This is a genomic window from Microcoleus sp. A006_D1 (assembly GCF_036702805.1).
Lineage (GTDB): Bacteria > Cyanobacteriota > Cyanobacteriia > Cyanobacteriales > Microcoleaceae > Microcoleus.
Genome location: NZ_JAUBVZ010000016.1, coordinates 1 through 12,419 on the forward strand (window position 1 = coordinate 1; position 12,419 = coordinate 12,419).

The following is a 12,419-nucleotide window of genomic DNA, read 5'->3' on the forward strand; positions in this document are numbered from 1 at the left end:
GAATTGGTTTAAAGCCCCAAGCCCTAAAGGCGAGAAATTAAAATCAGACTATTCATTACTCCAATCCTCGGACTTCTTTTGTCAAGTGCTGTCCCAGGTCAACTGTCAACTGTCAACTGAATGAACTGCCTTCAACAAGCCCTGCTACAATCCACATAATCTCCCTTTAACTTTTGCCGTAGACCTCCATGAGTGAAACCGTCCTAGAAGTTCGCAACCTGCGGGTTGAATTTCAATCTGCGGACGCAGGCGATGCGTCCGCAACAGTCAAAGCTGTTGACGGCATTTCCTTTGAGGTGAAGCGAGGGCGAACTCTGGGAATTGTGGGAGAATCTGGGTCAGGAAAATCGGTAACATCCCTCGCTGTTATGGGTTTGCTGTCGAGTTCGTCAACGAAAATCGAGGGCGAAATTTGGTTTTCTGCAACAGCAGACGGCACTAGCAAGCAACCTGTGAATCTGCTGGAAATGCCGGACAGGGAAAAACAAACCTACCGCGGCAGCCAGATTGCGACGATTTTTCAAGAGCCGATGAGTTCGCTGAATCCTGTTTATACGATCGGCTTTCAACTCACTGAAGCCATTTGTCTGCACCAAAAGGTATCCCAGACAGAAGCGCGGCGCAAGGCTGCTTCTCTGCTGCAAGAGGTGAAGCTGCTACCGGGTGACGAGGAACTCCGGCAAACGTGTTTGGCCCGGCGGCAAGAAGCGGTTCGGGATGCCGATCGCGATTTGATGCAGCTCGTCAACGGCCAAAAACAAGCTATGCTCGATCGCTACCCCCACGAACTCTCCGGCGGTCAAATCCAGCGCGTGATGATTGCAATGGCCATTTCTTGCAATCCAACCTTATTAATTGCTGACGAACCCACAACCGCCTTAGACGTAACCGTGCAGGCAACAATCTTAGCTTTGCTGCGCGAGTTGCGGGACTCTAGAGGCATGGCAATGATTTTTATTACCCACGATTTGGGCGTCATTGCGGAAATTGGCGATACCGTGGCGGTGATGTATCGAGGCAAGATTGTTGAATGCGGTGCGATCGAGCAAATCTTCAGCAATCCCCAACATCCTTACACAAAAGGTCTGCTAGCTTGCCGCCCAACTCTCGAACGCCAACTGCGACGTTTGCCGACAGTTTCCGATTTTATGGATGTCAGCACAAATGCTAGCGGCGAATTAGTAATTGTAGAGAAAAATGTCGATTTAGACAGCGACAGCAGCGGCGGACTTTCCGCTTTTGCCAATGGAAAACCGCCTAGACTGCCGCATATTTCCGGCCCTTTGCTAGCTGTTAATAACTTGCGAGTCGGTTTTCCGGTGCAGGGAATGTTTGGCGAAACCAAACGCTTGTTTATGGCAGTCAACGATATTTCTTTTGAGGTTTACCCGGGCGAGACTTTGGGTTTGGTGGGCGAATCTGGCTGCGGCAAATCAACTTTAGCGAGAGCTTTGCTGCAATTAATTCCGATAGCCAGCGGTCAAGTGTTTTTTGAAGGTCAAGAAATTACGCCTCCTGCGAAAAGTAGTTCGGGATCGCAGTGGATGGCTAATTATCGGATCAAAAAAGAGTACGATCGCAAATTGCGGTGGCTGCGACGTGATTTGCAAATTATTTTTCAAGATCCTTTTAGTTCTCTCGATCCGCGCCTGAGTGTTGGGGAGGCGGTGATGGAACCGATGGTAATTCACCGCTTTGGTAATAACCAGAAAGAACAGCGCGATCGCGCGGCTTATTTGTTGGATAGAGTGGGTTTGAATCCAGATTTTATGCGGCGCTATCCTCACGAGTTTTCCGGGGGACAAAGGCAGCGAATTTGTATTGCTAGAGCTTTGGCTTTGAATCCTAAGTTTATTATTTGCGATGAATCGGTTTCTGCATTAGATGTGTCGGTGCAGGCGCAAGTTTTAAATTTGCTGAAGGAGTTGCAAACAGAGTTTGGACTCACTTATATTTTTATTTCTCACGATTTGAGCGTGGTCAAGTTTATGAGCGATCGCGCGATCGTCATGAACAAAGGTAAAATCGAGGAAATTGGCACAGCCGAGCGCATTTACCGCCAACCGCAGCAAGCTTACACACGGCAACTTATAGCTGCTATTCCGGCGGGTAATTTGGAGCGAATTCGGCAACAGCAATCAGGCCGCTAAGCTGCTTTGTCTGCTGCGCCTTGACCCCTACGCCTGCGGATACTTCGTTTGACGCTTACGCGGTTTCAACCACCGTCTTATAGCAACAGCCACATCGGTGAGGACATAAATAACCGGAATGAATAGAGCCGATACCCGTACTGCATCAATGGTTTGATTCGGGTTATGCAAATGTCAACTGTCCACTGTCAACTGTCAACTGCTATATCTTGACAAATCAGCAGTTTATCTTCATTTTAAATTCACAATTTCAAGCTACTGTTAAATTTGGTTGAATTTGACTAAGATTGGGGGTTTTTCAACCAGCAGTCAGGGGTACTCCACGCAGTATTTTCGTATATCAAACCCGATCGCAACTCAGGCAAAAAGTGGTTAGACACGCTACTCTCACGCGGTAAGCTGTACAGCACACCCTAAATAATTAAGTAAGTTTTGCATCCACAACGAGCTAGATTAGGCCAAATGTCTAATGACTAGCAGCAATATTTAGTGCAATATTAGAGATAAACCCTTTATATCTGTCGGAAAAATTATAAAATGCGCACCCGGTAAAAAAGCTCGACCGCTAATTCGGTAAATACACTTAATCCTCTGGTCATCTTGCGTAGATTTACGCAAGTTAGCTGGGGCTAGAGTTATAGCAGTGGACACTTGACAGTGGACAGTTAACAGTTGCAGAATCAGGAAATCAAACCGTTTAGGCTATGGGTTATGAGGCTCTATTCATGAGGTTATTTATGTCCTCACCGCTGTGGTGATTGCTATAGCAAGCTAGGAAAAATTAACAGTATTAAAACATTTTTATCGGATTTTCAAATTGATAAAATTTGCCCACAAAATTGGATTAAATTCATGAATAAGTCCGTTAAAATAGCAGGTTATAAAAACAGTAAGTTGTTTAATTTAATGCAATTATTGCCGCTAAAATTTACGGTAGTTACCAGAAGACCAAAGGCCGAATGCAGAATGCAGGATGAAAAAAAAATTAGCCTAGGGACGATCGCACCTAGCAGCATATTCTCCATTGCGATCGCGGTACTGCTTGTACTAAACGGGTTGCTCGTAGCTGGCAGCGGTTATAATTTGTACGATCGCCAATTCGCCCTCGGATTTTTGGGAATCGCAAATATTGTCCTGTTGGCGGCGCGCTCAAACGCCTCTGCTACTGCGAAAAACGACCAATCCAGCAAATCCGACGAGTGCGATCGCGCCTTTAGCCTCTCGCTAGATATGCTGTGCGTCATTGGTTTTGACGGTTATCTCAAACGCATCAACCCAGCAGCAGAAACAATCCTCGGCTATTCCCCAGCAGAAATGGTTGGCAAACTCTTCATCGAATTCGTGCATCCAGACGATCGCGAAGCTACCCTAAAAGAAGCTGAAAGCATTGCTGCGGGGAATAATACCGTTGAGTTTGAAAACCGCTGGCGGTGTCGAAACGGCTCTTACAAGTGGATAGCCTGGACTGCTAGCCCCTTCTGCGAAGAAGAATTGATGTATGCTGTCGGCCGCGACGTTACCGATCGCAAACACGCCCAAGAGTCACTCCAGCACAGCAATTCTATCTTGCGATCCGTGATTGAAAGCACATCGGATATCATTTTTGTTAAAGATATTCAAGGCCGCTACGCGCTCGTAAATTCGGCTGCTGCTGACTGGCTGGAAATATCGGCGGAGGCAATGTTCGGCCGGGACGATACAAATTTATTTCCCCCAGAAATTGCCCAGCAAATTATCGAAGGAGACCGCAAGACAATGGCAGCGGGAGAAAATTCAAGCTATGAAGAACTTGTCCCAAAAAATGGAGAAATGAGGACGCTGCTCACAGCAAAATGCCCTTGGCGAGACTCGGAAGGAAATGCAGTCGGCGTACTTGGCATATCTCGCGATATTAGCGATCGCAAAGCAATAGAAGCAGCGCTGCTAGAGAGCAACATCTTGTTTGAAAACGTCATCGAAAGTACAGGCGACAGCATTTTTGTCAAAGATACTCAGAGCCGCTACCTATTGGTCAATTCTACGGCTGCGGGCATTATGGGCAAGCCAAAATCAGAAATTATTGGCAAAAAAGATGCAGAATTATTTCCGACGGAAATTGCGGATATACTGGTGGAAAATGACCGCCGGATCTTGCAATCTGGTATGGAAGAAACGATCGAGGAAGTAGCAACGGATAGTGAGGGCAACATCCTGACATTTCTTTCTACCAAAAGTCCTTTGCGCGATCGAGCCGGAAACATCACCGGCGTAGTGGGAGTTTCTCGCGATATTAGCGATCGCAAACAAGCAGAACAAGCCCTGCAAGAAAGCGAGGAACGCTACCGCTGCTTAATTGAAGCCACATCCCAAATTGTTTGGGATACTAAAGCCGAAGGCGAATTTGTCACCGAACAAACAGGATGGAGTGCATTTACGGGACAGACTTACGACGAACTCAAAGGCTGGGGGTGGATCAATAACATCCATCCAGACGACAGAGAACATACTGCCAGGATTTGGTCTGATGCAGTTGCCAACCGCACTTTATACCAAGTAGAACACCGCTTGCTGCGGCACGACGGCGAGTACAGGTACATGAGCGTGCGCGCTGTGCCCGTATTGAATGCAGACGGCAGCGTTCGCCAGTGGGTGGGAGCACACTCCGACATTACAGAGAGCAAAATAACAGAACAAGAAATGCAGCAGCAAAAAGAATTTCTGAGCAGCATTTATGACAGTGTGGACTACAACATTTTCGTACTAGATGTCGGCGCAGACGGAGAGCTTCGCTATAGTGGCTGGAATCGAGCATCAGAGTTGTTCACTGGCCTCAGCAGCGAGTTGGGGTGTGGCAAAACTCCAGAAGAGATTTTGTCAGAGTCTACGGCAGCATTTTTCCGGTCTAAATTAACAGAATGTCTGCTAAAAAACACCTCGATCTCCTACGAACAAGCTGTTGATTTTGGCCATACAAAATTTTGGTCTCTCACAACTTTGAACCCGCTGCGAGACGAATCTGGAAAAATTTGTCGTATTGTTGGTGCTGCTGTCGATATTACCGATCGCAAAAAAGCCGAACAAGCTTTAGCAGCACAATTAAAACTTTCTATATTCACAGCAGATATCGGAATTGCTCTGACTCAAAACCACACTTTGTCTACAATTGTGCAAAATTGCTGCGATGCAATTGTCCATCATTTGGATGCTGCGTTTGCTAGGATTTGGACGCTAAATGAACAGGGAAATGTATTGGAGCTGCAAGCCAGTTCGGGGATGTACACTCATATTAACGGTGCTCACAGTCGCATTCCTGTCGGCCAGTTCAAGATTGGTTTAATAGCTAAAGAACGACAACCCCACTTGACTAATGATGTTCTAGAAGATCCTCGTGTCAGCGATCGAGAATGGGCGGCGCGAGAGGGAATGGTAGCTTTTGCTGGATATCCGCTAATTGTTGACAATCAGTTGGTGGGAGTAATCGCGATGTTTGCCCGTCAGGAGTTGACAGAATCAACGCTGGTTGCTTTGGCATCAACTGCCGATTCGATCGCCCTGGGAATTAAGCGCAAACAAACAGAAGAAGCTCTCGCCACACAAAAGCAAACATTGAGGGGAATTATTGACAATGCTCCAATCTGGGTATGGATGACAGATCGTAGCGGGCGGATGTTATTAGTCAACAAAACTTTTTGCGAAGATGTGGCTATTCCCGAATCAAGATTTTTAGCAGCATCTGACTATTCCGAAGTTTTGGGAGTGGAAGCATCTGCTAACTGCATGGCATCTGACGTGCAAGCCTGGAGTCAAGATATTCCCTGTCATTCTGAAGAAATTCTGCAATTTGCTGACGGTGAATATCACAATTTGGAGACAATAAAAGTTCAGGTCAAAGATGATTGGGGCAGGGCGATCGGCTTAATCGGTTTGGGTTTCGATGTGACTAAACAAAAAGAATCTCAGAGAAGATTGCAAGACTCCGAAGCGCGATTCCGCAAATTAGCTGAGCAGGAAGCGCTCCTGAATCAACTAGCGAGCAACATCCGCGAATCTCTGGATTTAGATACTATTTTAGCAACAACTGTACGACAGATTCGTGAGTTACTGATGCTCGATTGCTGTTCGTTTATTTGGTATGTGCCTCACGAAGAATCAGCAGTTTGGAATGTGGAATACGAGTCCAAAAATACTGATTTGCCTTCTTTGTTGGGCGTATATCCTGCTGATATAACTGGCTCTAAAGCCGAGCGAATTGCCAATTTTGAAATAATTAGGGTCGCTGATTTTAGAAATGTTACCGATCCAATAGAGCGGGATTTTTTCCTGTCTATAGGATTACAGTCTATGCTAGACATTCCCATTCAGACATCTTCAGGTAAAATAGGGGTAATTTGCTGTTACGCTTCTAGCGGTGTGCGGTGTTGGAGCGATGAAGAAGTGGAACTGTTAGTGGCAGTGGGCAATCAATTGTCGATCGGCATTAATCAAGCCGAACTCTACGAAACATCTCGCCTCGCCACCGCCGAAGCTAAAGCATCCGCCATGCAGCAAAAATTGCTCAACCAGCTAGGCAGTCAAATCCGCAAATCTCTCGATTTAGATACTATTTTAGCAACAACTGTGCAGCAAATTCGCGACTTGCTGCAACTCGATCGCTGCTTGTTTATGTGGTATGTGTCCGAGGCCGAGATACCTGCTTGGGATGTCGTCCACGAAGCTAAAAATGATGACTTGTTCTCGCTTTTGGGTTATTACCCTGCTGATGTAACCGGGACGGTGGCGCAAAAAATAGAGAAATTAGAAATCTACCAAATAGATGATGTTGCAACTTTGAGCGATGCAGTAGAAAGAGAATTCTTTTTGCAGGTGGGTTACAAATCTGTCTTGGATTTGCCAGTGAAGAGTGCAGGGGGTTTAATTGGAGTTGTTGCCTGCGCTGCTTGCAACGAGATTCGCAGGTGGACAAAAGACGAAGTGGAGTTGCTATCGGCAATTTGCGATCAATTGTCGATCGCCATCAGCCAATCCGAACTCTACACTCAAAGCGTCGATTCAGCCAGGATAGCGCAAGAACAAGCTGCCCAACTAGAAGTAACTCTGTGCGAACTCCAGCAAGCTCAAACCCAGCTCATTCAAGCCGAAAAAATGTCGAGTCTCGGTCAGATGGTAGCAGGAATTGCCCACGAAATCAATAACCCGGTCAGCTTTATTTTCGGCAATCTTACCTACACCGAAGAATACACCGGAAGCCTGATGAAATTGCTGCAAATGTTTCGAGATGAATACCCGGAACCTGCTCAAGCTATTCAGGATGAAATAGAGGCATTAGAACTAGATTTCTTGCTAGACGACTTGCCGAAAATGCTGTCTTCGATGCAGGTGGGAGCAACTCGCATCCGGGATATCGTGCGGAGTTTGCGGAATTTCTCTCGCCTCGATGAATCTGACATGAAAAATGTTAACATTCACGAAGGCATCGACAGCACATTAATGATTTTAGAACACCGTCTGAAAGCTCAGCCCGATCGCGCAGCAATTCAAGTCGTCAAAGAATACGGACAATTGCCGCTGGTGGAGTGCTACGCCGGACAGTTAAATCAGGTGTTTATGAATATTATCGCTAACGCGATCGACGCTTTACAAGAATCGCTAGAAACTCCGGCAATTATCCGCATCCGTACAGAGGTTGAAGGTAATATCGCTGCGATCGTAATTGCGGACAACGGTGCAGGTATCACCGATAAAGTCAAGCAGCGGATATTTGACCCCTTCTATACTACAAAACCGATCGGTTCGGGAACGGGGATGGGTTTAGCAATTTCACATTCAATTATTGTCGAAAAACATAAAGGTAAAATCAACTGTTTCTCGGTGGTGGGTAAAGGCACTGAATTTGCGATCGAGATTCCGATTAAAAAAAGAGAAAATTAAATTGGTTTGTAGTGAGGACTTCAGTCCTTCTCAAAATTAGAGGACTGAAGTCCTCACTACGAGCCGATCAGGGTTATTTTACCAAATTTCTCTGAAATTGATATGATATTAAACATCTAAAATCTAAAACCTAAAATCTAAAATCTAAAATGGCATTACCTCCAGGTAGTTTGGGTTTACCTCTAATTGGCGATACCCTCAACTTTTTGCAAGATTCCCAATTCGCCAAAAAACGCCACCAACAGTACGGGCCAATTTTCAAAACCAGCATCCTCGGACAGCCGACCGTGTTTGTGTCCGGCCAAGAGGCAAATTTGTTTGTTTTAAGCCATGAAAACCAATATTTTGTTGTGAGTTGGCCTCCGAGCACCAAAGCGCTGTTAGGGCCGCTTTCCTTGGCGCTGCAAACGGGTGCCGAACATCAAAATCGGCGCAAGTTATTGTACCAAGCATTTCAGCCGCGAGCTCTGGCGGGCTACATCGGCGGGATGGAAGATATCACTGAGCGCTACTTGCAAAGGTGGACGCAAATGAGCGAGTTTGCTTGGTATCCCGAACTGAGGAATTATACTTTTGATGTGGCTGGTAAGTTGTTGGTTGGGATTGACAATGGTTCGGAAACTGCCCTGGGACATTATTTTGAAACTTGGTGCGACGGTTTATTTTCGATTCCTTTAGATGTGCCTTGGACTAAGTTTGGGAAGGCGAAAAAGTGCCGCGATTTGCTGTTAGCTGAATTAGAAAATATTATTCGAGACAGACAGGAACAAGCCCCCGGCGGTAATGATGCTTTGGGTTTGCTAATTAGTGCTCGCGATGATGAGGGTAATTCTCTGGGTTTGGAAGAGTTGAAGGATCAAGTGCTGTTGCTGTTGTTTGCGGGACACGAAACTCTGACTTCGGCGATCGCCTCTTTTTGCCTTCTGCTGGCTCAAAACCCCGGTGTGATGGCAAAAGTTTGCGCCGAACAACAGCAGTTTCCCGCCACTGAAGCGCTAAACTTGGAACAGCTCAAACAAATGACTTATTTAGAGCAGGTGATGCGAGAAGTGCTGCGGTTGGTTCCGCCGGTGGGAGGCGGTTTCCGCCGGGTAATTAAGGCTTGCGAGTTCGGGGGCTACGAAATTCCCCAGGGTTGGAGCCTGCTTTATGAAATCAATCAGACGCATCAGGATAGCTCAGTTTATCCCGAACCCGATCGCTTTGACCCCGATCGATTTAGCTCCGAGCGATCGACAAATGCGAAACCTTTCAGTTACGTGCCCTTCGGCGGCGGCTTGCGGGAATGTTTGGGGAAAGAATTCGCGCGGTTGGAAATGAAACTGTTTGCGGCGAGGATGGTGAGGGAGTGCGAATGGGAGCTATTACCCGATCAAGATTTAAATTTAATTCGAGTACCGACTCCGCATCCGCGCGATGGTTTGCGAGTGAAGTTTCGGCGAAAAATTGCAGGTTAGTAGTGAGGACTTTAGTCCTTCTCCTAGTATGCCTAGGGTGCGTCAGTTTGCGATGTTTCAATCATCCTAAAAATCTCATAACTGACGCACCATTGATTCCGTGGTGCGTCACTCATGAGATTGTGAGCTGATAGCGTCTCCTTAGCTGACGCACCCTACTTTAGTCACTGGTTCGATCGTTCGGACTTTCTCATGTTGATGCGATCGCCAACAAGATCGCAACTACATCGGCCCCAAATACTTAGTCAAATAAGGCGAAAACACCTCATAAATCAGCGTCAGCGGCTTTCCGTGATGCCAAAACAAATAGTGTCGCCCCCAAAAAGGCCCCGACTGTTGAAAAGCCGACTCCAAAACCACCGACTCACCGCAGTAAATACCTTGCACATCGCGATACAATTCAGTCCGCAGGCGCGCTAAACTCGCCCAAATTGGCAAAGATTTATTTTCCAAATATTCATCTACGTGACTCGCTTCCCACCAAGAAGTCGCGTAGGCGAGGCGCTGTCCCGAAGCAGTCCGCAGCCACACTTGGCGGCGCAGGCGCGGCCCGGGCACGGCGACAATTTGCGGCGGCGCGCCGTCTGCATCCTCACCCACTAAGGACATATCGATGACATCTACTTCTGTGGGCTCCCCTGTCAGCAGTTGCAGGTGACGGGTGGGGGAACCGTCGCCCAAGAGCAGTATTTGCCATGCCGGTGCTAGCTTGGTGTGGGGTAAACCTTTCTGTACTGCGTCTTCTGCTCCTTCCCACAGGGGGTTGAGAGCGTGCCAAGTTTGGCTGTTTTTGGGTGTGAATGTTGCAGTCAAGGGTCTTTACAAAACTTAATTTTTCGTTTATTATAACGCTTCTGAAGTTATGGAATCTAAAATCTAAAATTTACAATCAACAGGCGATCGCCCAGATGATGTCGGGTCAAATAGTTATAATAAAGTTCGCGATCGCACTCCAACTCTCATAACCTGGTTTTGTGCGAAATCAGCGGGTTGCAACGCCTCTTCTGGTAAAAAAAAACGCTTTTTCGCTACCCGTGCGTAAGTCCTAAATACTCTTATTCGACTGATTTTATGGGATTTTTCTACTGACAACTGACAACTGACAACTGACCACTGACCACTGACCACTGACAACTGACAACTGACAACTGACTTCTACTATATGTTACGAATAACCGAAATCAAACTTCCCTTAGATCATCCTCAAGATGCGATCGCCAGCGCCATAGTCAAAAAGCTGCAAATTCCCCCCGAAGAATTGCTCAGCTATTCCATATTTAAGCGCAGCTACGATGCTCGCAAAAAAGCACAAATCGTCCTTGTCTATATTGTAGATGTCGAGACGACACAGGAAAACGAACTTCTCCAACGCCTCAAAAAAGACCCTCATGTCATGGTAACGCCAGACACGAGTTATCGCTATGTAGCCCAAGCCCCCAGCAATTTGACGATTCAGCCCATTGTGATCGGTACGGGGCCGTGCGGGATGTTTGCAGGGCTGATGCTGGCACAAATGGGGTTCCGCCCTATCCTGTTGGAACGGGGGAAAGCTGTGCGCGATCGCACAGTTGATACTTTTGGATTTTGGAAGAAAAAAGCAGAATTTAACCCAGAATCTAACGCCCAGTTTGGCGAAGGTGGCGCCGGTACTTTTTCCGATGGCAAGCTCTACAGCCAAGTTAAAGATCCTCAGCATTACGGGCGCAAGGTACTCGCGGAACTTGTAAATGCGGGAGCTTCACCGGAAATTTTCTATATTAATAAACCGCATATTGGCACTTTCAAACTGGTGGGAATTGTCCAAAGTATTCGCGCCCAAATCGAATCCTTAGGCGGAGAGATTCGGTTTCAAACTCGCGTGGAAGATATTCACATCGAAAATGGAAAAGTACAGGGACTTACCACAGCCAGTGGAGAATATATTGCTAGTAATTATATTATTTTGGCGGTGGGACACAGCGCCCGCGATACTTTTGAAATGTTATTTTCGCGGGGAGTTTACATCGAGGCTAAACCTTTTTCCATTGGTTTTCGGGTGGAACATCCGCAGATTACGATCGATCGCTGCCGTTTTGGCGATCGCGCGGGCCACAAGCTTTTGGGCGCCGCCGATTACAAACTGGTTCACCATTGCGAAAATGGTCGTTCTGTGTACAGTTTCTGTATGTGTCCCGGTGGTTTGGTAGTGGCGGCGGCGTCCGAACCGGGGCGACTTGTCACTAATGGGATGAGTCAATATTCTCGCAACGAACGCAATGCTAATAGCGGGATTGTGGTGGGTATCACGCCGGAAGATTATCCCGGTCATCCGTTAGCGGGAATTGAGTTTCAGCGCCGCCTAGAAGAACGGGCATTTGAGTTAGGAGGTGGCACTTACAACGCCCCCGGGCAGCTTGTCGGTGATTTTTTGGCAAATCGGCCTTCGACGGCGCTAGGCGCTGTGCAGCCTTCTTATACGCCGGGAGTTGTGATGACTGATTTGAGCGAAAGTTTGCCGGATTTTGCGATCGCAGCCATCCGCGAAGCACTGCCGGCTTTTGAGAAACAGATTAAGGGATTTGCGATGGATGATGCGGTTTTGACTGGGGTAGAAACGCGCACTTCTTCACCTATTCGGATCAAGCGCAGGGAGGATTATCAAAGTTTGAATACAGAGGGTCTTTATCCTGCTGGGGAAGGTGCGGGATATGCGGGTGGAATTCTGTCGGCGGGGATTGATGGGATTAAGGTAGCGGAGGCCGTTGCTTTGAGTATTTTGCAATCTTCTAATCACAACATTTGAGCTGATTTCGAGGTAAGTTTAATTTACAACAATATATCTCTTACAAAAGTCCTTTTAATCACATTTTGGAACGGGCAAGATGCCCGTTCCACAAAATTATTTTTTTCTGTGGAACGGGCATCT

General features: G+C 47.0%; 5 protein-coding genes. 4 read left to right on the top strand and 1 reads right to left on the bottom strand.

All coding sequences use genetic code 11. The features are described 5' to 3' along the window. The first annotated feature begins 188 nt into the window (after positions 1-188). The 3 genes from QUB68_RS23270 to QUB68_RS23280 all read left to right on the top strand — a co-directional run bounded on the left by QUB68_RS23270 (position 189) and on the right by QUB68_RS23280 (position 9,514). On the top strand, positions 189-2,150 hold the full coding sequence (locus QUB68_RS23270; protein WP_332996886.1) for an ABC transporter ATP-binding protein: 1,962 nt from the start codon (positions 189-191) through the stop codon (positions 2,148-2,150). Between the two features lie 852 nt (positions 2,151-3,002). Then, a complete protein-coding gene (locus tag QUB68_RS23275) occupies positions 3,003-8,057 on the top strand; it encodes a PAS domain S-box protein (RefSeq protein ID WP_332996888.1) in 5,055 nt (1,684 codons plus the stop codon). A 149-nt stretch (positions 8,058-8,206) separates the two neighbouring features. Further along, on the top strand, positions 8,207-9,514 hold the full coding sequence (locus QUB68_RS23280; protein ID WP_332996890.1) for a cytochrome P450: 1,308 nt from the start codon (positions 8,207-8,209) through the stop codon (positions 9,512-9,514). A 222-nt stretch (positions 9,515-9,736) separates the two neighbouring features. Here the strand turns inward: QUB68_RS23280 and QUB68_RS23285 are convergent, their stop codons facing one another. Further along, the gene (locus QUB68_RS23285; RefSeq protein ID WP_332996892.1) at positions 9,737-10,327 is read right to left on the bottom strand and encodes a chorismate lyase; all 591 of its coding nucleotides are present in this window, start codon (positions 10,325-10,327) and stop codon (positions 9,737-9,739) included. A 349-nt stretch (positions 10,328-10,676) separates the two neighbouring features. On the opposite strand from QUB68_RS23285, the gene QUB68_RS23290 reads away from it, so the two are divergent. Next, complete coding sequence (locus tag QUB68_RS23290) at positions 10,677-12,296, top strand: NAD(P)/FAD-dependent oxidoreductase (protein WP_332996894.1); 1,620 nt, start codon at positions 10,677-10,679, stop codon at positions 12,294-12,296. The last annotated feature ends 123 nt before the right edge of the window (positions 12,297-12,419 follow it).